This window comes from uncultured Pseudomonas sp. (assembly GCF_913777995.1).
GTDB lineage: Bacteria > Pseudomonadota > Gammaproteobacteria > Pseudomonadales > Pseudomonadaceae > Aquipseudomonas.
The window spans coordinates 71,797-94,758 of the sequence record NZ_CAJYVE010000041.1; the positions used below are offsets into that span (position 1 = coordinate 71,797).

The window sequence follows — 22,962 nt, forward strand, 5'->3', positions numbered from 1 at the left end:
GCTGAAGCCGCCCACCCGGTCTAACTGACCTGTATTGCCCTATAACAACCCTTGAGCCGCGCAGATCTTCACGATCTGCTCGCGCAACCAGCCGTTGGCCTCGTCATGATCGGCCCGCTCGCTCCAGATCATGTCCATGCTGAAGCCATGCAGGGCGGTCGGCAGTTCGCAGCTGCCGAGCCAGGTTTCCTGGCCCAGCAAGGCCAACACCCGGCGCGGCAGGGCCAGCACCTGGTCAGTGCCTTGCAGCAGTTGCAGTGCCGCGCGATAGCTGTTGGTGCGGGCGACGATCTGCCGCTCCAGGCCGTGCTGGCGCAGCCAGCCATCGATCATGTTGCTGTCCGAGGTCCATGGCGTAGGGTAGACATGCTGCCGTGCGGCGTAGGCCTGGATGTCCATGTGCGACTGCGCCGGCAGGCTGCAGCGGTCCATCACGCAGACCAGGTCGTCTTCCATCAGCACCTGGCTGCACAGCCCGCTCATCAGCCGATGAAAGCCGGGGCCGAAGCACATCGCCAGGTCGAAGCGGCCGTCGAGCAAGGCCTCGCCGGGCAGTTCGCGATCGAGTTTGTGGACATTCACAGTCACTGCCAGCCCGGCATCGCGGAACGCGCGCATCAGGTGCGGCAGCACCAGCAGCTCGAAGTACTCGGGCGCACAGAGGTTGAAGGTCTGCGCCGCTTCCCGGGGGTCGAAGCACGGCAGGTCGTGGCACAGGTTGACCTGATGCAGGATCTGCTGCACATGGCCGTGCATCGCCTGCGCCTTGCGCGTCGGCAGCATGCCGCTGCGCGTGCTGATGAACAGTTCGTCGCCGAACTGGCTGCGCAGTTTCTTCAGGCAATAGCTGACCGTGGACTGGCTGACGTGCAGGGCTTCGGAGACCAGGGTGAGGTTGCGCTGCTCGTGAATCGACAGGAAGACCATGAGGTCCTGCATGTCCAGTTTGCGCAGGATGTTGCTGTGCAGCATGGTCGAGTCTCGGCGGTCCTGACCGCCAGGCAGCCAGGCCCGGAACGGCCTGGCGCAGGCACGATACCACCAAAGCCGGCTCAGGCAGTGCGACCGGTATCCACGGCCGGGCCAGTCGAGCGCGCTTGCATGTGCCGGGCATAGCCGTGCGGGTCGAAGCGCACGACCATCAGCAGCATCGCGGCAACCAGCAACCCCAGCCCCAGCCAGGCGGCGCTGAAGTTGCCCAACTGGTCGCGCAGCAGCCCGGCCAGCAGCGGCGACAGGCTGGCGATCAGATAGCCGATGCCCTGCACGAAGGCGGTCAGCGCACCGGCCTGCACACCATCGTCCAGGTGGTCCATCGACACGATCAGGCTCATCGGGAACAGCCCACCGATGCCCAGGCCGAGCAGACTGGCCCACACCAGGCTATAGGCCAGCGGCGCGAAGATCAGCCCGGCGAAACCACAGAGGATCAGGCCCAGCAGCGCCGCCAACACCCAGCGCCGGTCACGGCTGCGGTTGGCCAGGGCCGGGGTCACCAGGCCGGACACCACCTCCATCAGCGTCAGGTAGCCGAGCAGCAGCCCGGCCTGCTGGCCACTCCAGCCCAGCTCCACGTAATAGGGGGCCAGCCAGGCCAGCACGCAGGTATAGGCCGCCGTGCCCAGGCCGAAGAAGATCCCCAGCAGCCAGGCGCGCGGCAGCCGCACGAAGGACGGCCGCGGGCCAGCCGGCCCCGCCTGGGCAGCGTTCTGCACCCTGGCGCGCTGGCCGGCCCAGAGCAGCAGCGCGAAGACCGCCAGACCACTCCACACCGCCAGCCCCGCACGCCAGTCGCCGCTCAGGCCCTGTACGGTGGGCGCCAGGGACGCGGCCAGCGCCGCGCCGCCCATGATTGCCGTGACATACAGGCCCATGCACAGCGCAACGTTGGCGCGAAAGCGGGTCTTGATCAGCACCGGCATCAGGGCCTGGATCATGGCGATCCCCAGCCCCGCCGCCACCGCCGTGACGATCAGTGCAGCGGTCGAATCGGCGAACAGCCGCGCCAACGTCGCCAGGCCGATCACCCACAGCGACAGGCTGATGCTGCGGTACAGGCCCAACCATGCGGCCAGGCGCAGGCCGAAAAACATCGCCAGGCCCATGGCCATGACCGGCAGCATGGTCAACAGCGACGCCTGAGCGAAATCCAGCGCTACCTCTTCACGGATGGCCCCCAGCAACGGTCCCACCGCCGCCATCGACGGCCGCAGGTTCAGGGCCACGGCCACTACACAGGCCAGCAGCCACACACCCTGGGCCCGGCTCATGCGCATGTCGTGCATAACAGATCTCCTCTTGAATCCAGGAGCCCATTAGGCCGAACGCCGCGTCGGGCGGGCAAACCAGAAAACGGGGCGGGCTATCGAGAAATTAGGATCAGGCGCTCTGCCGCCGGGCACTGCAGCGGCACTGGGGCCTGGCCTCTGCCGTAGGGCTCGGCTGCGCCTGGTCGACTGCCTGCCACCAGGTCTCGCCTCGGCACGGGTAGTCCAGGTAGAACGGCTGGCCCATTACCGGCGTGGTGACCTTGACGTTTTGCTCCCAGGCCAGGGCCAGGATGCGCTCGAAGGGTTCGTACCAGGGGTGCATCGACAGATCGAAGGTGCCGTTGTGGATCGGCAGCAGCCAGCGTCCGCGCAGATCCTGATGCGCCTGCAGGGTCTGCTCCGGCTGCATGTGCACCATCGGCCACTCCACGTTGTAGGCCCCGGTTTCCATCAGCGTCAGGTCGAATGGCCCGAGGCGTTCGCCGATCAGGCGGAAGCCGTCGAAATAACCGCTGTCGCCGCTGAAGAAGATCCGCTGCTCACCGTCGAGAATGCTCCAGGAACACCACAGGCTGCGGTTGCCGTCCCACAGCGTACGGCCAGAGAAGTGCTGCGAAGGCGTGGCGACGAACTCGATGCCCGCCACTTCGGTGGACTGCCACCAGTCCAGCTGGCGGACCTTGTGCGCCGGTACGCCCCATTCCACCAGGGTGTCACCCACGCCCAGAGGCGCGAGGAAATGCGCGGTCTTGTCCTGCAGAGCGCGGATGCTCATGCGGTCAAGATGGTCGTAATGGTTGTGCGAGAGGATCACCGCTTCCAGCGGTGGCAGCTCGGCCAGGCTGATCGGTGGCTGGTGAAAACGCTCCGGGCCGGCCCACTGCACCGGCGAGGCGCGCTCGGCGAACACCGGGTCGGTCAGCCAGAAGCGGTTGCGCAGCTTGAGCAATACCGTGGAGTGGCCGAGGCGATACACGGTATTGTCCGGGGCGGCCAGCAGTTGCTGGCGAGACAGCGGCTGCACCGGAATTCGCCCGGCGGGCCGAGTGCCGGACGGCTTGTTGAACACCTGATCCCAGAACACCCGCAAGGTCCGGGCCAGACTCAGCGGCTGCATCGGTGCGTGATTGCGGTAGCGGCCATTCTCGCGAGGCAAGACGGGCAAGGTTGAGGCAGGCGGGTTGTGGTCGATCCTGGCCATGGTGCGCTGACTCCTGGAAGCAGAGGGAGAAGTCTGGCGTGCAAGGTTTGTCAGTCGAGAACTGCGAACATGACAATTACACTACACGGTGTAGTTTTAAGCTTGCAGGAATACTCGAGACAAGTAAACTGCCGAGTGTAATTTTCTCTAAACGCACGTTTGAAGCGGAACCCTATGACCACCCCCATGCGCCTGACCGACCATAAACGCGAAGCCATCGTCCTGGCGGCCATCGCCGAGTTTCGCGACCGCGGGTTCGAAGTCACCAGCATGGACCGCATCGCGGCACGCGCGGAAGTCTCCAAGCGTACCGTGTACAACCATTTCCCCAGCAAGGAGGAGCTGTTCGCCGAGATCCTGCGCCGCCTGTGGAGCTGCGCCGCCCCTGCCCCGGACGCCGCCTACCACAGTGATCGCGGCCTGCGTGAACAACTGCGCGAACTGCTGCTGGGCAAGATGGCGACTCTCAACGACCCGCACTTCCTCGACCTGGCGCGGGTCGCCTTCGGCGCCACCATCCATTCGCCAGACCGTGCGCAGACCTGGGTCAACCGCCTCAACGAACGCGAAGAAGCCTTCACCGTGTGGATTCGCGCCGCCCAGCAGGACGGCCGCCTCAAGCCGCTGGACCCGGAATTCGCCGCCACACAGATCCACGCCCTGCTCAAATCCTTCGCCTTCTGGCCGCAGGTGACCCTCAATGCCGAGCTGCTGAGCGCCGAAAAGCAGCACCAGGTGGTGGAGTCGGCGCTGGACCTGTTCCTGGGCTGGTACGAAGTGCCGGGCGCCCAAGCGCACTGAAGCCTGGCGGCAAGGCTATGCACCTGCCGCGCAGCTCACCGGCAGTTCGATACGAATCACCGCTCCACCACCGGGCCGGCACTGCGCCTCGATCCGTCCCTGATGCGCTTCGCAGATCGCCCGGGCAATGGACAGCCCCAGGCCGCTGCCGCCCAGATGCCGGGCCCGCGAGCTGTCGGCGCGCCAGAAGCGGTTGAACACCTTTTCCAGGTCCTCTTCGGCAATTCCGGGGCCACGGTCGAGAAAGGCCAGGACCATCCGCTCGTCCTGCTGGGTCTGCACGATCTCCAGCTCGCCGCCCGCCGCCGCATAGCGCAGGAAGTTCTCCAGCACGATGTTGAGCAACTGGCCGACCCGTTCGCGGTCGGCCCACAGTTGCTGGCCGGGCAGCAGCGCCAGGCGCAGGTTCACGCCTTCGGCCTGCAACTGCGGTGCGAACCAGGCCAGACGCTCTTCGACCAGTGCCGCCAGGATGAATTCGCGCTGCTCCAGGGCCAACTGGCCGGCGCGCGCCAACGACAGGGTATGCAGGTCGCCGACCAGAGTGCCCAGCAGGTCGAGCTGGCGCTTGACCATTTCCAGTTGCCGGGTGTCGGCGGGAAACACCTCGTCGAGAATGCCTTGCACCCTCACCGAAGCCGCGTTGAGGGGGGTACGCAGCTCATGAGCGAGGATCGCGCTCGAATCGCGCACGTCGATCTCGTACTGCTGCAGGCGGGTGGTCAGCCGATTGAGGTCCTGGGCCAGGCAACGCACTTCATCCGGCGCCGTGGCCGCCACGTCGAAGCGCGTCTCCAGGTCCCCGGCGGCGACCTGGCGGGCCGCGGCGGCAATCGCCGAAACCTGCCCCGACAGAGGTCGTGACAGGCGAAACCCCGCCAGGAGGATCAGCGGCACGGCCGCCAGCACCAGGCCCAGCAGCACCCACCAGTCACGGCTGGCGATGCCCGGCAGAAAACTCTCTACGGGGTAGTAGCGGCTGAACAGCTCCCAGAGCCGCTGCTGATTGGCTTGCGGCGCGGCGCGTAGCTCCAGCAGCTCGCTGCGCGCCGCCTCCGGGACGTTGCGCATGATGTACCAGTCGCCCCACAGGAAGTACAGATACATGCAGCCGGCGATCAGCACCACCGCGCCAATCGCCAGCAGGCTCATGCGCCAGCCGACCCACTGCCACAACGGCCGTTGAGGTTTCATCGCACGCCCCTGCGGCTCATGTGAAGCGATAGCCGACGGCGCGCACGGTCACCGGCACGCCCATGATCCCGGCGGCTTCCAGCTTGCGCCGCAGATTGTGCAGATGGGTATCCACCACCCGCCCCAACGCGTCGCTCTCCGGCAGGCAGCGTTCGAGCAACTCTTCACGGGTAAAGGCCTTGTGCGGGGTGCTCATGAGAATGCTGAGCAAGGCATATTCGGTGGGCGTCAGGTCCAGTGGGCACAGGGCGCCGTCAGCGCCCTCCACCCCGGCGCGCACGCTTTCCAGGTCCACCGCCAGGCGTCCGTGGCGCAGCCAGCGTTCCTCTTGAGGGGCCGGGGCACTGCGGCGCAGCACCGCGTGCACCCGCGCGACCACTTCCTTGGGGTTGTAGGGCTTGACCACGTAATCGTCGGCGCCGTAGCGCAAGGCACCGAGCTTCTCCGGCTCGTCGCCGACGGCGGTGACCATGATCACCGGTGTCTGCCCGGCGCGGCGGATCTGCGCCAGCACCTCGGTGCCGTTCAGGCGCGGCAGCATCATGTCCAGCAGCACCAGGTCGGGCCGCCACTGCTGGAACTGCTCCAGGCCGGCACGCCCGTCGGCCGCCAGGGCCACGACGAAGCCATCACGCAGCAGGTAGGCCTCCAGCACACTGGCACTGTCACAGTCGTCTTCGACGATCAGTATTCGTTTATCGCTCACGTCTGCACTCTTGACCAAATCTGAACAATTCCCCGAAGGAATCTTGATATTGCCTGCATAAGCTGCCGCCAACCATAACAGCCCCGGTCGGCAGGATCATGACAGCCCGTCCCTTCAACTTCCTCAGCGCGTTGCTCATCACCAGCCTGCTGGCCCTGCCGGGCTGTTCGCTGACCCCGGCCTATCAGCCGCCGGCCTCGCCCTTGCCCGCCCGGCTCGACGCGACCACCGCCACACCGACCAGCATCGGCCCGGGCGTGGCACTGCAGGACGACGAACGTCGCCTGCTCGGCGAGCTGAGCCACGAACCCTTGCTGGCGGAACTGGTCAGTCAGGCCCTGGCCGGCAATCGAGACTACCGGATCGCCCAGTTGAAGGTCGAGCAGGCGCGCAGTCGTTTCGGCCTGAGCCAGGCCGAGCGCTGGCCGGTCCTGGGCCTGCAGGTGCAGCGCCAGCACCAACGCTTCAACGACCCGGTCCTGGATGAACGCTACAAACAAGACCTGGCCACCGCCACGCTGGGGGTCAGTGATTTCGAGCTGGACTTTTTCGGTCGCCTGGCCAGCCTCAGCGAGCAGGCCCGCCACCAATTGCTGGCCAGTGACCTGGGCAGCCAGGCCGCACGCGGCGCGCTGGTGGCCGAGGTGGCACGCCTTTACCTGCAGGCGCGGCAGGCGGACGAAGCGTTGCAGATCGCAAGCGACGCCGCCGAGGTCAGCCGGCAGTTGCGCGCCAGCCTGCAGACACAGGTCGCCGCGGGCGCCGTTGCCGCCGCCGAACTGGACGCTGCACAGAACGAGGAGCTGCAAGCCCGGCAGCGTTGGCAGGACAGCCAGAGCCAGCGCACCCAGGCTTACCAGGCCCTGGCCTGGGTCACCGGCTACCGGCTGCTGCCCTCGCCCATGCCGCCAGCGACCAGCCCCCTGGCGCCAGCAGAGCTGCCCGGCGAACTCGCCGACCTGCCCTCCGAGCGCCTGCTGCAACGCTTCGACGTGCGTGCCGCCGAACAGCGCCTGCGCGCCGCCGATGCCGGTATCGGCGCGGCGCGGGCGGCGTTCTTTCCGTCCATTCGCCTGAGTACCGGCCTGGGTGTCGCCAGCCCGGCGCTGCATGACCTGTTCAGCTCCGGCAGCGGCCTGCGCCTGCTCAGCCCGTCGCTGTCGTTGCCGCTGTTCGACGGTGGCCGCAACCAGGCCAATCTGGATGCCGCCCAAGTGGCCAGGCAAATGGCCGTCGCCGACTACCAGCGCACGCTGATCAACGCCTTCCGCGACATGGCCAGCGGCCTCGAACAACGCCGCCAACTGCTGGCGCAATGGCAGAACCTGCAAGCCCGCCAGCAACTGGCCCAGCGGCACAGTCAGCGCCAGGAGCAGCAATGGCAGGCCGGAGCCGGCAGCCTCCAGGCGCGTCTGCAGGCACGCCTGGACACCCTGCAGACCAGCCAGGCCCTCAGCCAGGCCAGCCAGGCACTGTTCGACAACCACCTGCGCCTGTATCGCGCCCTGCACGGCATCGACGACTCCGTAGCACTTCCTGAAGCCAACCTTGAAGGTAACTCACCATGACCTACCGACCCAGCCCCCGCCCCCTGCTTGCCCTGTGCCTCACGGCGCTGTCCGGGCTACCCCTGGCCCAGGCCGCCGAGCCATCGCTGTGGGGCGACCACACCGATGTCAGCGTCGGCCTGGCAGCCGGTGCCGCGAGCCGCTACATGGGCTCGAAGGACTATCGACCGCAGGTCGTCCCGCTGGTCAGCGTGCAGCGCGGCGTGCTGTTCGCAGACACCACCCGCGGTCTTGGCCTGCAATGGCAATCGCCGCAGGGTCTGACCCTGAGCGGAGCGTTCAACTACGACTTCGGCCGTGACGATCGTGACAGCAACTCCCGCCCCGGCAGCGACCGCCTGCGTGGCATGGGCGAAATCAACGGCGCCACGGTCTTCGACCTCAACCTCAGCCAGGCCCTGACGCCCTGGCTGAGCCTCAACCTGGAAGGCGAATGGCGCGTGGCCGGCGAACAGCGTGGCGACCGCTACCGCATGGGCCTGGAAGCCATCACGCTGCACACCGACAGCGACACCCTGGCCGTGGACCTGGATGCCCACGCCGGTAGCCAGCGTTTCAACCAGACCTGGTTCGGTGTCACCCCGCAACAAAGCCTGAACAGCGGCTTTGCCATCGAGCGCAGCGATGCCGGGATCTACGCCTACTCCACCGCGCTGAACTGGCTGCACAACTTCGATACGCACTGGAGCTCGCTGGCCACGCTGACCGTGACGCATTACACCGATCAGGTCCGCGACAGCCCGCTGCTGCAGCGCAGTACCGCTGCGACCGGCACCCTCGCCCTGACCTACAGCTTCTGACCCAGGAGGTCCTGCCATGTCTGGCCACTCTCCCACCCGCCGGGCCCGCCTGGCCGGGCTGGGCTTCGCTGCGTTTCTCACGCTGGGCGGCTGTTCGCAGGGCGCCGCGCCCGGCAGCCCGCCACCGCGCGCGGTCAAGCTGGCCATGCCGTACAGCCTGGACAGCGCGGCGCCAGTGCTCCCAGGGGTGATACGCCAGGCGCAGAACAGCGCGCTGGCGTTCGAGCAGCCTGGCAGGGTGACGCGCATGACCGTGGAAGTCGGTGCACAGGTAGCGGCGGGCCAGGTGCTGGTCGAGCAGGACGGCGAAGCGGCACGTCTGCGCCTGGCACAGGCCGAAGCTCGGCGCCGCGCCAGCGCCATCGACCTGACCCAGCGTCGGCATGAACACCAGCGCACCCAGCAGTTGTTCAGCCAGGGCAATGCCTCGGCGGCGGACCTCGAACGCAGCGACACGGCGCTGCAAACCGCGCGAACGCAAGCGCAGGTCACCGACGCCGAGGCCGCACAGGCCGGCCGCGAGCTGAACCTCACGCGCCTGGTCGCCCCCTTTGCCGGCCGGGTGGTGAGCAGGGTCGCGCAACCGCTGCGCCAGGTCGCCGCCGGCGAAGTGCTGTTGACCCTGCAGGGCAATGGCCCGCGCCAGGTGGTGGTGCAGGTACCGAGCCGCTACGCCCAGCGGCTCAAGCCCGGCGACCGCGCACAGGGTTTGCTGGCGGCCGGCGGCGGCAACGTCGAATTGAGCCTGATCGGCCTGTCACCGGTGGCCGAAAACGGCTTGCTGCAGGAGGCCGTCTTCGAGCTGCCGGATGGCCAGACCACACTGCCCAGCGGCAGCGTGCTGAACGTGCAACTGCCCGCCGATGGTGCCTCGTCACTGGCGGTTGCCAGCAGCGCCCTGCTGCCCGGCCAGGACGCCGGCAGCGCCCAGGTTTACCTGTTCATGGAAGGCTCCAGCCAGGTGGTGCTGCGCAACGTGCGCGTCGCCGCCCTGCAGGGCGACCAGGCGCTGATCAGTGCCGGCCTGCAGCCTTACGACCAGGTCGTGGTGGCCGGCGCCGCATTCCTCAGGCCGGGCGAGCGTGTCACGCGCTACCAGCCCACCACTGTCATCGTTCGGGATTGATTCATGTCCATCACCCACCTGGCTTTATCCCGCTCGCGGCTGGTGCTGTTCCTCGCGCTGGCAATCCTGCTTGGCGGCATCAAGAGTTTCATCGGTTTTCCATCCCAGGAAGAACCTGACGTCACCATCCGCGACGCCTTGGTCAGTGTCGCCTTGCCAGGCCTGCCCACAGACCGGGTCGAAGCGCTGCTGGCCCGACCGCTGGAGGACAAACTGCGCGAACTGCCCGAACTCAAGACGCTGGCCACCACCCTGCGCCCCGGCCAGGCCATCGTGCAGATCACCGCCCGCGACGAGGTCGCCGATCTGCCGGCGCTCTGGCAGCGGGTGCGCAACAAGGTCGCGGAAGTCGCGCCCGGCTTGCCCGAGGGCACTCAGGGGCCGCAGGTCGACGATGACTTCGGCCAGGTTGCCGTGGCCTCCATCGCCCTCACCGCACCGGGCTTTTCACTGAGCGAGCTGCACGAACAGGCCGAACGCCTGCGCCGCGCGCTGTACCGCCTGCCGGGCGTACAACGTATCGCCCTGTACGGCCTGCAACAAAACCAGGTTGCGCTGGACTTCGATCCACTCATCCTGGCGCGCCTGGGCCTGCCGCCCGCCGAGATCCTGCGCCAGTTGCACAACCAGAACGGCCTGAGCAGCGCCGGCACCCTGCTGCGCGGCCCGCAGAGCCTGAGCCTGTCGCTCAGCGGTGAAGTGCGCGACCCGCAAACCTTGCATGACCTGCCGGTGCGTTTGCCTGACGGCACCACCCTGCCCCTGGGCGCCTTGGCAAAGATCGCCATCCAGGCCCAGGACCCGCCGCAGAGCGCGGCGTTCTATCGTGGCCAGCGTGCGCTGGTGCTGGGCATCTCGATGAACCCCGGGCTCAACGTCGAGGACTTCGGCAAGACGCTGGACAGCGCCCTGAGTACGCAGGGCGAGCGCCTGCCCACTGGCTTCAGCCTGCATCGGGTGACCTTCCAGGCCGACGTGGTGCATCACGCCATGCAGCGCATGCAACATGTGCTGATGGAAACCATGGTCATCGTCATGGGCGTGGTGATGCTGTTCCTGGGTTGGCGCATCGGGCTGATCGTCGGCACCATAGTGCCGCTCACCGTGCTCGCCAGCCTGATTCTGATGCGCGCCCTGGGCATCGAGTTGCAGACGGTGTCGATCGCCGCGCTGATCCTGGCCCTGGGCCTGCTGGTGGACAATGGCATCGTCATCGCCGAAGACATCGAGCGGCGCCTGCGTGCCGGCGAGCCGCGCCGCCAGGCCTGTGAAGCGGCAGGCCGCACCCTGGCCGTACCGTTGCTGACCTCTTCGCTGGTGATCATCCTGGCCTTCTCGCCGTTCTTCCTCGGCCAGACCAGCACCAATGAATACCTGCGTTCGCTGGCGGTGGTCCTGGCCCTGACCCTGCTCGGTTCCTGGGCGTTGAGCCTGACCGTCACACCCCTGTTGAGCCTGCGCCTGGTCCGCGCGCCGGGTCACGAGTCGTCCAGCGCCACCAGCGCAAGCACACTGCACCGCGGCTATGCCCGGCTGCTGGCCGTGGCGCTGCGCCACCGCGCGCTGTACATCCTGACCATGCTGGTGCTGCTGGGCGCCGCCAGCCTGAAGCTGCTCAGCCTGCCCTACGACTTCCTGCCGCCGTCAGACCGCAACCAGTTCCAGCTGCCGATCCAGCTCGAGCCCGGCACCCATGCGCAACGCAGCATGCAGCGCATGCAGGCGCTCAGTGACTGGTTGGGCAAGGACCCCGACATCAGAGAAAGCATCGGCTATGTCGCCGAAGGCGGCCCGCGCATCGTGCTGGGCCTCAACCCGCCGCTGCCCGGCCCGGAGGTGGCGTACTTCACCATCACCACCCGACCGGGGGCGGACCTGCAACAGGTCATGGACCGGGTCCGTGATCACCTGCTGAGCGAGTACCCCGACGTACGCGCCCAGCCCAAGCGCTTCTCGCTGGGCAGCACCGAAAGCGGTCTGGCGGTATACCGGATCAGCGGCCCGGATGACGCCACCCTGCGCCAGCTGGGAGAGCGAATGGCCAACCTGCTGGCGGCGCTGCCGGGGACCCTCGACATCCAGAATGACTGGGGCCCGCGGGTACTGCGCTACCAGGTCAACATCGACCAGGACAGGGCCCGCCGCGCCGGCGTGGACACCCAGGACATCGCCCAGGCCCTGCGCCTGGCCAACCAGGGCGTGAGCGTGACGCCGCTGCGCGACGGCCAGTACAGCCTGGAGATCATCGCCCGCGCCCGCCCCGCCAGCGCCGTGCAACTGGCCGATACGCCGGTCTACCCCAGTGCAGGTGGCGCAGCGCTGCCGCTGTCGGCGGTCGCCAGCCTCAGCCTGGCCTCGGAAGCCAGCGTGCGGGTACGGCGCAACCAGGAGCGCGCCATTACCGTCAGTGGCCGCAACCCCGGGATGACCGCCGACAGCCTGATGCAAGCCCTCGAACCACGCCTCGCCGAGCTGATGCTGCCCAGCGGCTACCACCTGGAAATGGGTGGCGAGATCGAAGACTCGGCAGCAGCCAACGACGCCTTGTTGCGCTACCTGCCCCTGGCGGTATTCGCCATGTTGCTGCTGTTCGTGTGGCAGTTCGATTCATGGCGCAAGGTGCTGATCATCGTCGCCAGCATTCCGTTCATCCTCATCGGCGTCGCCCTGGCGCTGTGGCTGAGCGGCTACCCATTCGGGTTCATGGCGACCTTCGGCCTGCTGTCGCTGGCCGGCATCATCGTCAACAACGCCGTGCTGCTGCTCGAACGCATCGAGGTCGAAGCCGCTGCGGGCCAGCCGCTGCGCCAGGCCATCATGCAGGCAGCGCTGGACCGCCTGCGGCCGATCATCATGACCAAGCTGACCTGCATCCTGGGGCTCATCCCGCTGATGCTGTTCGGTGGCGCACTATGGACCGGCATGGCCATCAGCATGATCGGAGGTCTGGCCCTGGGCACCCTGGTGACCCTGGGATTCATCCCCGTTCTGTACTCGCTGCTGTATGGCGCTGATGACGATCGCCACACCACGGCGCCGCCCGGATAAGCCGACGCAGCGACCACTCAATGCCCGCCGCCACCGGGCGGCGCGGCCTTGGCGGCGAACGGCGGCTTGGCCAGCCAGACCAGCAGGATCAGGCCCATGAAGATCCACGCCAGCATGTAGAAGTAGTCCACCGTGGACATCATGTAGGCCTGGCTGCTCAGCATGCGCTCCATTTGCGCATAGGCCTGCGGCCCGGCGCCGCCGAGGGTATCCAGGGTCTGGCGGGTCACCGGGTCGAAATTGCTGATGTTCTCGCTCAGATAGGCATGATGCTGGTCGGCGCGGCGAATCCAGATCCAGGTGGTCAGCGAGGCGGCGAAGCTGCCGCCCAGGGTACGCAGGAAAGTCGCCAGCCCTGAACCGTCGGGAATCTGCTGCGGCGGCAGGTCCGAGAGCAGGATGCTGAGCGTGGGCATGAAGAACAGCGCCACACCGATCCCCATGAACAGCTGCACCATCGCCACGTGCTGGAAGTCCACGTCGCTGTTGAACCCCGCACGCATGAAGCACGACAGCCCCATGGCCAGGAACGCCAGGCCGGCCAGCAGGCGCAGGTCGAAGCGATGCGCATACTTGCCCACCAGTGGCGACAGCACCACCGGCAGGATGCCGATCGGCGCGGCAGCCAGTCCCGCCCAGGTCGCGGTGTAGCCCATCTGGGTCTGCAGCCACTGCGGCAGGATCAGGTTGATGCCGAAGAAGCCCGCATAGCCGAAGACCATCACCAGGGTACCGATACGGAAGTTACGGTACGCGAACAGCCGCAGATTGACGATCGGGTGCCGGTCGGTCATTTCCCAGATCACGAACACCGCCAGGGCCACCAGCGAGATCAGCGAACCGGCGATGATGAAGTTCGATTCGAACCAGTCCATGTCGTTGCCCTTGTCCAGCACCACCTGCAACGCCCCCACGCCGATGATCAGGGTGATCAGGCCGATGTAGTCCATGGGCTGGCGGCTGGTGCTGACCGGGCGCTTGGCCATCTGAGTGCGCACCACAAAGGCGGCGAACAGACCGATGGGCACGTTGATGAAGAAGATCCACGGCCAGCTGTAGCTGTCGGTGATCCAGCCACCGAGAATCGGCCCGGCGATTGGCGCCACCACCGTGACCATCGCCAGCAGCGCCAGGGCCATACCCCGTTTGGCCGGCGGGTAGATGGCGATCAGCAGGGTCTGGCTCATGGGGTACAGCGGCCCGGCCACCACCCCTTGCAGCACGCGAAAGCCCACCAGTTCCGGCATCGACTGCGAGATGCCGCACAGGAACGAGGCCAGCACGAACAGCAGCGTGGCCCAGATGAACAGCTTGACCTCGCCGAAGCGGCGGCTCAGCCAGCCGGTCAGCGGCAAGGCGATGGCGTTGCTCACCGCGAACGAGGTGATGACCCAGGTGCCCTGCTCGGAGCTGACCCCCAGGTTGCCGGAGATGGTCGGCAGGGCCACGTTGGCGATGGTGGTATCGAGCACCTGCATGAAGGTCGCCAGCGACAGGCCGATGGTCGACAGCAGCAGGCTCGGCGGTGTGAATGAAGCGGGAGCGTTCTGGCTCATGGCGGGGTCCTGGACACGGAAACGGCGCCCCGGCCAGCGGGCCGGGGCATGCACATGGGCGGATCAGCGCTGCGCGGTGGCCTTGGCGGTGCCGGCGCTGTTTTCGTGGATCAGGCGATTGATCAGCGTATCGGCCTCGGCCAGCTGCTGGTCATACACGGCCGTGCTGAAGCTCGGCTGGCGCGGCGGCTGCTGGGCGAGCACCGGACCGCTCTGGTCGTGCAGGTCGACGTCCACGGTGGTCGACAGGCCGATGCGCAGCGGGTGGTCGGCCAGTTCCTGCGGGTTGATGTGGATCCGCACCGGCACGCGCTGGACGATCTTGATCCAGTTGCCGGTGGCGTTCTGCGCCGGCAACAGGGCGAATGCACTGCCGGTGCCGGCGCCGAGGCTGTCGACGGTGCCGCTGTAGGTCACGTCGCTGCCGTACAGGTCGGCATGAATCTCTACCGGCTGACCGATGCGCATCTTGCCCAGTTGGGTTTCCTTGAAGTTGGCGTCGATCCACAACTGGTCGAGGGGAATCACCGCCATGGTCGCGACACCCGGCTGGATACGCTGGCCCAGTTGCACGTTGCGCTTGGCGACGTAGCCGCTTACTGGTGCGACCAGGGTGGTACGCGCCTTGGCCAGCCAGGCCTGGCGTACTTGCGCAGCGGCGGCCTTGACGTCCGGGTGCGAGGAAACCACCGTGTCATCCACCAGCGCCACGCTGCTGGCCAGTTGCTGCTGGACATTGTTCAGGGCGCTCTGCGCGCTGACCAGATCATCCTTGGCGTGGGACAGCTCCTCCTGGGAAATCGCCCCGCTGGCCGCCAGGTTACGGCGCCGGTTGTAATTGTCCTGGGCCTTCTGCAGCGCCGCACGCTGCGCCGCCAGTTGCGCCTTCATACCGTCGACGTTGCTGTACAGGCCACGTACCTGGCGCACCACCCGGGCCAGGTTGGCTTCGGCGTTCTGCAGACTGACCTCGGCATCGGCAGGGTCGAACTTCAGCAACACCTGGCCTTCGCGCACCAGATCGCCATCGTCGGCACCGATGCTGATCACCGTGCCAGTGGTCTGCGGCGTGATTTCCACCACGTTGCCGTTGACGTAGGCATCGTCGGTGCTCTCGCCCCAGCGGCCATAGAGTTCATGCCAGGCCCAGGCCCCCAGGCCGGCGGCGATCACCACGGCGGCCAGGCCCAGGAGCATGACCTTGCGCTTGCCGGAGGGCTGGTCCTTGGTCACGGCGGTGGATGAAGAAGCAGAAGTGGCGTCGGCCATGGCGATTACCTTTGCAGAGAAACAGGTGGCACCTGAGCAGCCTGGGCATCGGCGATGAAGCCGCCGCCAAGGGCCTGCATCAGGCGGATCGACAGATCGATGCGCCGGGCATCCAGATCCGCCAGTTGACGTTGCGACTGCAGCAGCTGCTGCTCGACGCTGAGCACGTCCAGATAGTTGCCGATGCCGGCGGCATAGCGCTGGGTCGCGGTATCGAAGGAACGCCGCACGATGTCGGTGGCTTCGCGGCGCGCCTGCACCTGGCCGTCGATATCGCGCAACTGGCCGACCCCGTCGGCAACCTCGCCGAGGGCGGCGACCAGCACCTTGTTGTATTGCGCCACGGCCAGCTCGTAGTCGGCATCCCGGGCGTCGAGGTCGGCGCGCAGGCGACCGCCATCGAACAACGGCAGCGACACGGTCGGGCGAATGTTGAAGAACCGGCTGGCGCTGCCGAACAGCGCATCGCCCAGCAGCGACTCGGTGCCGGCGGCGGCACTGAGGTTGAGGTTGGGGTAGAAGCGCGTCTTGCTCGCCTCGATGCCCTTGCCGGCCGCCTCCACGCGCCAGCGCGCCGCGACGACGTCAGGGCGCCGACCGAGCAGCTCGGCGGGCAGCGACGACGGCAGCTGAGCGACCGCTGGCTGCAGCACTTGCGGGCGCGCCAGGCGGCTGCCTTCATCGGGGCCCTTGCCAAGCAGCACCGCCAGGGCGATCTGCGCGCTGCGCAACTGGCTCTCGGCGTCCAGCAGGGCCTGCCGGGCACCGGCTTCCAGGCTCTGGCTCTGCTGGAACTGATACTGGCTGTCGATGCCCGAGCTCAGGCGTTTCTGGCCCAGGTCGAGCATCTGCCGGGTGCGCTGCAGGTCTTCGGTGGCCAAGTCGCGCATCACATGGGCTTGCGCCAGCTGGCTGTAGGCGCGGGCCACATCGGTGGCCAGGGTCAGCCGCGCCGCCTGGCGATCCACCTCGGCAGCCCGAGCCTGGCCCAGTGCGGCTTCCCAGGCGGCACGCTGACCGCCCCACAGATCGAAGCTGTAGTTGAAGTTCAGCCCCAGGTTACGCACCGTGCTGTAGCGGTTGCCCTGCCCCAGCGGGTCCTGGTCACGCGCCAGGCGCGAGCGGGTGACCGCAGCACTGGCATCCAGGCTGGGCATGCGCGCGGCATCGGCGGCATCGGCCTCGGCCATGGCCTGGTGCGCCCTGGCGCTGGCCACCTGCATGTCCGGACTGTCGCGCAGGGCCTGGTCGATCAAGCGGTCGAGCTGGGCATCACCCAGGCTCTTCCACCAGTCATCACGCGGCCAGGCCGCTGCCGAAAGAGGAATGTCGCGCAGGCTGCTGGCGGCCTCCAGGTTCTGCGCCGGCATGCGCTCGGCCTGCGGGTGCAGCCCGGCAGAGCTGGCGCAGCCGGCCAGGCCGATGGCAATAGCCAGGGGTACGGCACGTCGCAACAGGAACAGAGGGCTCATGGCGCCACCTTCGACTTGAAGCTCAGACGCGTGAGGATGATCGGGTCGTCGGCCGCCACCAGCACCTTGGTGAGAATGCGCTGCAAAGACTCGACCTCCTCGCGCTCCAGCGGGGCGAACAGGTCATTCATGACATCGGCCCCGATGCTCGGCAGCAGGTCAGCGAGACTCTGCCCCTTGTCGGTGAGCACCACCTTGACCTGGCGTCGGTCGGCATCGGAGCGATTGCGCAAAATCAGGCCTTTCTGTTCCAGGCGGTCGAGCATGCGGGTCATCGAACCGCTATCAAGGCTGAGGTGACGACACATTTCCACCGGCGTATCGGAGGCGAACTGCGCGATGACGATCAACACCTTGTACTGCGCGAACGTCACGTCGTAGGGCAGCAGGTATTTGTCGAGTGTGCGGTCCTTCAGGGCATTGGTACGCCCGATCAGCATGCCCATGAGGCTGGATTCGAAGTTGTCCGGCGAGAAATGTTTCAAAGGATCACCCAGATAGCTGCTTAGGCAGTTGTTACACGATATTACTGCCATGACAGCAAATGTCAAAACATTAGTTAGCTTGCTTTCAATCAAGGCAAAAAAAGACCGCCACAAGGGCGGTCCGGCGCGTGCAGTGCGGGCGTCAGGCTGCCAGCGGTACGCCGCTGTGGAAGCGAAAGTCCTCGTCGGGGCTTTCGATCAACTCCTTCTCGACCAGGCGGATTTCTTCGATCTTGGCATCCACGTCAGCCTTGTCGCCGTACAGGTAGGCCAGCTTGAGGTAATCCTGGAAATGCCGCGCCTCAGACTTGAGCAGGCTCGCGTAGAACTTGCCCAGCTCTTCATCCAGGTGCGGCACCAAGGCGGCGAAACGCTCGCAGGAACGCGCCTCGACGATGCCACCGACGATCAACGCATCGGTGAGCCGGAAGGGATTGTGATTGCGCACGCATTTGCGCAGGGCACCGGCGTAGCGCGCCGAACTGACATTGGCCATGGGGATGCCACGCTTGCGGATCAGGCTGATGACCTGTTCGAAATGCCGCAGCTCTTCGCGCGCCAGGCGCGACATCTTAGCCTGCAGGTCGAACTTGTCGTTGTACTGGAACATGAACTGGAACGCCGCGCCGGCGGCCTTCTTCTCGTTGTTGGCGTGGTCGATCAGCAGAATGTCCAGGTTGCGCAGCGCCGCCTGCACCCAGGCATCGGGCGTACGGCACAACAGGAAGGCTTCGATTTCAGGGATCGGGTACATAGGCTCACGGCAACGGCTGGGCAAAGCCGGGCATTATACGAGCCACCTCTGCATGCGGCGAGCCTGATTCGCTGATCCACATCAGGCCCTCAGCGCGCCCAGCGACTATAGTGAGCAGGTCAGCCCGTGTGTGGAGCGCGCATCATGCAATCGATCCGCAGCATTCTGGTGGTCGTCGACCCAGGTAGCCACGACCACCTCGCCTTCAAGCGGGCACGCCTGATCGCCGGAGTTACTCACGCCCACCTGCACCTGCTGGTCTGCGATCAGCGCCACGACCACGGCCCCTGGCTGGCCGAGTCACGAATCAACCTGCAGGAACAGGGTTTCAGCGTCAGTGCCGCCCAGGACTGGCACGGCTCGCTGCATCGAACCGTCATCAAGGCCCAGCAGGCCGAAGGCTGTGGGCTGGTCATCAAGCAGCATTACCCTGACAACCCGCTGAAGAAGGCGCTGCTTACCCCCGACGACTGGAAGCTGCTGCGCTACTGTCCCAGCCCGGTGCTGATGGTCAAACACGACCAGCCCTGGGCCGGCGCGGTGATGCTCGCCGCCGTGGATGTCGACAACGCGGAAAGCCAGCATCAGGCCTTGCACGAAGCCATCATTGATCACGGCTATGGCCTGGCCATGCTGGCGCGCGGCGACCTGCACGTCATCGCCGCCCACCCGGCACCGACTCTCTCGGCCGCAGACCCGGCCTACCAGCCTGGCAGCGCCATCGAAGCGCACTATCGCGAGCAGTGCCGAGCCTTCCAGCAGCGCTTCGACATCCCCGATGCCCACCTGCACGTCACCGAAGGCCCGGCCGACGTGCTGATTCCGCATACCGCGCACCAGTTGCAGGCAGCGGTCACGGTGATCGGCACCGTGGCGCGCACCGGCATCGCTGGCGCCCTGGTGGGCAATACCGCCGAGGTGGTGCTCGACACACTGGAAAGCGATGTGCTGGTGCTCAAGACCGAGGCCATCATCGAGCACCTGGAAGCCTTGTTCCAAGGCTGAAGGCAACGCCTTCAGGCGCCCAGTGCGTCACGCAGGAAGGAAGGGGCGATGTAGCGCTCGTAGTGCGCGTCGGAAAGCAGGAAGAACTCGCGGTCGATGGCATCGCGCAGGTCGGGCAGCAGCCAGTCGCGGAATTCCGGCAACAGCACGAAGCCGTAGGCCTCGACATTGCTGATGACCCGCGCACCGCGGGCGATGAGCTGATAGGCCCAGCAGTACTCGGACTGGTGGGCGACGAAGCGGATCTTGCGCTGGGTCAGCTGCCAGCGCAGCTTTTCGGGGTCGAACACCTCGACCTTGGCGGTCATCACCTGCACCAGCAATTGTTCCAGGCGCAGCCAGACCGCGCGCTTCTCATCCTCGCCGTAACTGTTCCAGTTGACGATTTCATGATGGAAACGCTTGCAGCCCCGGCACACGCGGTCACCGAACACGGTGGAGCAAAGGCCGACGCAGGGCGTCTTGATGATCTGATCGGGCATGGCGGGCTGCGGCTGGTAGAACGAGCCGCCATGTTAGCCCTTTGTCTAATGAGGGTCACCCCTCGACCTGCAGGGCTAAGCCCCCTGATGCTGCCAGGCCGCGCCAGCCGGGCCTTTGCCCTGGCTGCGCGGCGCTTTGCAGCGGCAAGGCGGCAGCGATGGCCGCCGCGCTCGCGCTTACCTTCGAGAAAGTTTTGCCGTAGAATCACCGGGCCTTGTAAGGCGCCAATGTCCGTCAGAAGCTGTTTTCAAAGCGTCACGAGCACAGTCAAGTTATCCCGCAGTCCGGTGTCGGCACGGCCGTTCCCTCATCAAGAATGGCCACCGACCGTCCCACCCAGCCGTCCTGCAGGCGTAAAACTTTGAAAACAGCTTCGTAAGGAATTGCCACTACTCTTGGCCAGGATGCTCGACCGAGCATCGGCATACAGAGTAATGGACAATTTCTGGATGAGCGTCCCGGACACCCATTTGGGACCACTGATGAGGGTAATACTGTGCTTGAAGCCTACCGTAAACACACCGAAGAGCGTGCCGCCCAGGGCATCGTGCCCCAGCCGCTGAACGCCGAACAAACCGCAGGCCTGGTCGAGCTGCTGAAGAACCCACCGGCTGGCGAAGAAGCTTTCCTCGTTGACCTGATCACCAACCGCGTTCCACCAGGAGTCGACGAAGCCGCCTACGTCAAGGCCGGTTTCCTGTCCGCCATCACCAAGGGCGAAGCCTCCTCTCCCCTGATCGACCGCAAGCGCGCCACCGAACTGCTGGGCACCATGCAGGGCGGCTACAACATCGCCACCCTGGTCGAGCTGCTCGACGACGCCGAACTGGGCGCCGTCGCCGCCGAACAACTCAAGTTCACCCTGCTGATGTTCGATGCCTTCCACGACGTGGCTGAGAAAGCCAAGGCCGGTAACGCGCATGCCAAGGCCGTCCTGGAATCCTGGGCCGCCGGCGAGTGGTTCACCAAGAAGCCAGCCATCGCCGAGAAGTACAGCCTGGCCGTATTCAAGGTGCCTGGCGAAACCAACACCGACGACCTGTCCCCAGCCCCGGATGCCTGGTCGCGTCCCGACATCCCGCTGCACGCCCTGGCCATGCTGAAAATGGCCCGCGACGGCATCGAGCCTGAGCAGCCGGGTTCCGTTGGTCCCCTGAAGCAGATCGAAGCGGTCAAGGCCAAAGGCTTCCCGGTCGCCTACGTCGGTGACGTGGTCGGTACCGGTTCCTCGCGTAAATCCGCGACCAACTCCGTGCTGTGGTTCTTCGGCGACGACATCCCTTACGTGCCGAACAAGCGCGCGGGTGGTTTCTGCTTCGGCACCAAGATCGCCCCGATCTTCTACAACACCATGGAAGACGCCGGCGCCCTGCCGATCGAATTCGACTGCACCAACCTGGCCATGGGTGACGTGATCGACGTCTACCCGCACGCCGGCAAGGTCTGCAAGCACGGTTCCGACGAAGTCATCACCACCTTCGAACTGAAGACCCCGGTGCTGCTCGACGAAGTCCGCGCTGGCGGCCGTATCCCGCTGATCGTCGGCCGTGGCCTGACCGAGAAGGCGCGTGCCGAGCTGGGCCTGGGCCCAACCGACCTGTTCGCCCTGCCTGAAGCACCGGTCGACAGCGGCAAGGGCTTCACCCTGGCGCAGAAGATGGTCGGCAAGGCCTGCGGCCTGCCGGAAGGCAAAGGCGTGCGCCCTGGCACCTACTGCGAACCGAAGATGACCACCGTCGGCTCCCAGGACACCACTGGCCCGATGACCCGCGACGAGCTGAAAGACCTGGCGTGCCTGGGCTTCTCCGCCGACCTGGTCATGCAGTCGTTCTGCCACACCGCGGCTTATCCTAAGCCGATCGACGTCACCACCCACCACACCCTGCCGGATTTCATCCGCACCCGTGGCGGCGTGTCGCTGCGTCCTGGCGACGGTATCATCCACAGCTGGCTGAACCGCATGCTGCTGCCTGACACCGTCGGCACCGGCGGCGACTCGCACACCCGCTTCCCGATCGGCATCTCCTTCCCGGCCGGTTCCGGCCTGGTCGCCTTCGCCGCGGCCACCGGCGTCATGCCGCTGGACATGCCGGAGTCGGTCCTGGTGCGCTTCAAAGGCAAGATGCAGCCTGGCATCACCCTGCGCGACCTGGTACACGCCATTCCTTACTACGCCATCCAGCAAGGCCTGCTGACCGTAGAGAAGAAAGGCAAGAAGAACATCTTCTCCGGCCGCATCCTGGAGATCGAAGGCCTCAACGAACTGACCGTCGAGCAAGCCTTCGAACTGTCCGACGCCTCGGCCGAGCGTTCGGCTGCCGGTTGCACCATCAAGCTGCCGGAAGCCTCCATCGCCGAGTACCTGAAGTCCAACATCACCCTGCTGCGCTGGATGATCAGCGAAGGCTACGGCGATGCCCGCACCATGGAGCGCCGCGCCCAGGCGATGGAAGCCTGGCTGGCCAAGCCAGAGCTGCTGGAAGCCGACAAGGACGCCGAATACGCTGCCGTCATCGAGATCGACCTGGCCGACGTCAAGGAGCCTGTGCTCTGCGCGCCGAACGACCCGGACGACGCTCGCCTGCTGTCCACCGTGGCGGGCGACAAGATCGACGAAGTGTTCATCGGTTCGTGCATGACCAACATCGGTCACTTCCGCGCTGCCGGCAAGCTGCTGGACAAGGTCAAGGGCGGTATTCCGACCCGTCTGTGGCTGGCTCCGCCAACCAAGATGGACGCTCACCAGCTGACCGAAGAAGGCTACTACGGCATCTACGGCAAGGCTGGCGCGCGCATGGAAATGCCAGGCTGCTCGCTGTGTATGGGTAACCAGGCTCGCGTACAGACCGGTTCGACCGTGGTTTCCACCTCGACCCGTAACTTCCCGAACCGCCTGGGCGACGCCACCAACGTCTACCTGGCTTCGGCCGAGCTGGCTGCCGTGGCTTCGATCATCGGCAAGCTGCCGACCGTCGAGGAGTACATGCAGTACGCCAAGGACATCGACAGCATGGCTGCCGACGTCTACCGCTACCTGAGCTTCGACCAGATCGCCGAGTTCCGCGACGCGGCGGCCACCGCCAACATCCCGGTCGTCCAGGCCTGATGCCCTGACCTGGCTGTAGCGCTGTAAAAAAGAAACCCCGCCAAGTGCGGGGTTTCTTTTTGTCTTGCGAACAACTTTGTGGCGCCCAGAGAGCCCGGCAGGACCGCAAGCTGGTCGC

At 66.2% G+C, this 22,962-nt stretch carries 18 protein-coding genes; 7 read left to right on the forward strand and 11 right to left on the reverse strand.

The window, feature by feature from the left end; translation table 11 throughout:
* Window positions 1-39: 39 nt before the first annotated feature.
* From QZ497_RS17980 to QZ497_RS17990, 3 genes are all read right to left on the reverse strand, one after another.
* Window positions 40-972 (reverse strand): LysR family transcriptional regulator, encoded by a 933-nt coding sequence (locus tag QZ497_RS17980; protein ID WP_295477432.1) that lies wholly within the window; start codon window positions 970-972, stop codon window positions 40-42.
* A gap of 80 nt (window positions 973-1,052) precedes the next feature.
* Window positions 1,053-2,285 carry a cyanate transporter gene (locus QZ497_RS17985; RefSeq protein ID WP_295477434.1) on the reverse strand — a complete coding sequence of 411 codons (1,233 nt, stop codon included), beginning with the start codon at window positions 2,283-2,285 and terminating at the stop codon, window positions 1,053-1,055.
* A gap of 94 nt (window positions 2,286-2,379) precedes the next feature.
* The gene (locus QZ497_RS17990) at window positions 2,380-3,471 is read right to left on the reverse strand and encodes an MBL fold metallo-hydrolase (RefSeq protein WP_295477436.1); all 1,092 of its coding nucleotides are present in this window, start codon (window positions 3,469-3,471) and stop codon (window positions 2,380-2,382) included.
* 174 nt (window positions 3,472-3,645) lie between these two features.
* Here QZ497_RS17990 and QZ497_RS17995 point away from each other — a divergent pair, with 174 nt between their 5' ends.
* A complete protein-coding gene (locus QZ497_RS17995; protein ID WP_295477438.1) occupies window positions 3,646-4,272 on the forward strand; it encodes a TetR/AcrR family transcriptional regulator in 627 nt (208 codons plus the stop codon).
* Window positions 4,273-4,287: 15 nt separating this feature from the next.
* On the opposite strand, the gene QZ497_RS18000 is transcribed toward QZ497_RS17995, so the two are convergent.
* A complete protein-coding gene (locus QZ497_RS18000) occupies window positions 4,288-5,466 on the reverse strand; it encodes an ATP-binding protein (protein ID WP_295477440.1) in 1,179 nt (392 codons plus the stop codon).
* Between the two features lie 16 nt (window positions 5,467-5,482).
* A complete protein-coding gene (locus tag QZ497_RS18005) occupies window positions 5,483-6,172 on the reverse strand; it encodes a response regulator (protein ID WP_295477442.1) in 690 nt (229 codons plus the stop codon).
* 98 nt (window positions 6,173-6,270) lie between these two features.
* Here QZ497_RS18005 and QZ497_RS18010 point away from each other — a divergent pair, with 98 nt between their 5' ends.
* The 4 genes from QZ497_RS18010 to QZ497_RS18025 are packed head-to-tail and all read left to right on the forward strand — an operon-like array spanning window position 6,271 to window position 12,714.
* A complete protein-coding gene (locus QZ497_RS18010) occupies window positions 6,271-7,740 on the forward strand; it encodes an efflux transporter outer membrane subunit (RefSeq protein WP_295477444.1) in 1,470 nt (489 codons plus the stop codon).
* Window positions 7,737-8,540, forward strand: coding sequence for a MipA/OmpV family protein (locus QZ497_RS18015; protein WP_295477446.1), 804 nt, complete (start codon window positions 7,737-7,739; stop codon window positions 8,538-8,540). The genes QZ497_RS18010 and QZ497_RS18015 overlap by 4 nt, the downstream gene beginning before the upstream one ends.
* A gap of 16 nt (window positions 8,541-8,556) precedes the next feature.
* Window positions 8,557-9,666 carry an efflux RND transporter periplasmic adaptor subunit gene (locus QZ497_RS18020; RefSeq protein WP_295477448.1) on the forward strand — a complete coding sequence of 370 codons (1,110 nt, stop codon included), beginning with the start codon at window positions 8,557-8,559 and terminating at the stop codon, window positions 9,664-9,666.
* Between the two features lie 3 nt (window positions 9,667-9,669).
* Window positions 9,670-12,714, forward strand: coding sequence for an efflux RND transporter permease subunit (locus tag QZ497_RS18025; protein ID WP_295477450.1), 3,045 nt, complete (start codon window positions 9,670-9,672; stop codon window positions 12,712-12,714).
* Window positions 12,715-12,731: 17 nt separating this feature from the next.
* Here the strand turns inward: QZ497_RS18025 and QZ497_RS18030 are convergent, their stop codons facing one another.
* From QZ497_RS18030 to miaE, 5 genes are all read right to left on the reverse strand, one after another.
* The gene (locus QZ497_RS18030) at window positions 12,732-14,324 is read right to left on the reverse strand and encodes a DHA2 family efflux MFS transporter permease subunit (RefSeq protein WP_295477452.1); all 1,593 of its coding nucleotides are present in this window, start codon (window positions 14,322-14,324) and stop codon (window positions 12,732-12,734) included.
* A gap of 9 nt (window positions 14,325-14,333) precedes the next feature.
* Complete coding sequence (locus QZ497_RS18035; RefSeq protein ID WP_295477454.1) at window positions 14,334-15,539, reverse strand: HlyD family efflux transporter periplasmic adaptor subunit; 1,206 nt, start codon at window positions 15,537-15,539, stop codon at window positions 14,334-14,336.
* Between the two features lie 5 nt (window positions 15,540-15,544).
* Window positions 15,545-16,996 (reverse strand): efflux transporter outer membrane subunit, encoded by a 1,452-nt coding sequence (locus QZ497_RS18040; RefSeq protein ID WP_295477496.1) that lies wholly within the window; start codon window positions 16,994-16,996, stop codon window positions 15,545-15,547.
* A gap of 11 nt (window positions 16,997-17,007) precedes the next feature.
* Complete coding sequence (locus QZ497_RS18045; RefSeq protein ID WP_295477456.1) at window positions 17,008-17,496, reverse strand: MarR family transcriptional regulator; 489 nt, start codon at window positions 17,494-17,496, stop codon at window positions 17,008-17,010.
* Window positions 17,497-17,638: 142 nt separating this feature from the next.
* Entirely contained in the window at window positions 17,639-18,250 is a 612-nt protein-coding gene (miaE, locus tag QZ497_RS18050; protein ID WP_295477458.1) for a tRNA isopentenyl-2-thiomethyl-A-37 hydroxylase MiaE, read from the reverse strand.
* A gap of 144 nt (window positions 18,251-18,394) precedes the next feature.
* Here miaE and QZ497_RS18055 point away from each other — a divergent pair, with 144 nt between their 5' ends.
* Window positions 18,395-19,255, forward strand: a complete 861-nt coding sequence (locus tag QZ497_RS18055) for a universal stress protein (RefSeq protein ID WP_295477460.1) — start codon at window positions 18,395-18,397, stop codon at window positions 19,253-19,255.
* An 11-nt stretch (window positions 19,256-19,266) separates the two neighbouring features.
* On the opposite strand, the gene QZ497_RS18060 is transcribed toward QZ497_RS18055, so the two are convergent.
* Window positions 19,267-19,737: a DUF1289 domain-containing protein gene (locus tag QZ497_RS18060; RefSeq protein ID WP_295477462.1), complete on the reverse strand. Its 471-nt coding sequence runs from the start codon at window positions 19,735-19,737 to the stop codon at window positions 19,267-19,269.
* A gap of 497 nt (window positions 19,738-20,234) precedes the next feature.
* On the opposite strand from QZ497_RS18060, the gene acnB reads away from it, so the two are divergent.
* The gene (gene acnB, locus QZ497_RS18065) at window positions 20,235-22,844 is read left to right on the forward strand and encodes a bifunctional aconitate hydratase 2/2-methylisocitrate dehydratase (RefSeq protein ID WP_295477464.1); all 2,610 of its coding nucleotides are present in this window, start codon (window positions 20,235-20,237) and stop codon (window positions 22,842-22,844) included.
* Window positions 22,845-22,962 lie beyond the last annotated feature (118 nt).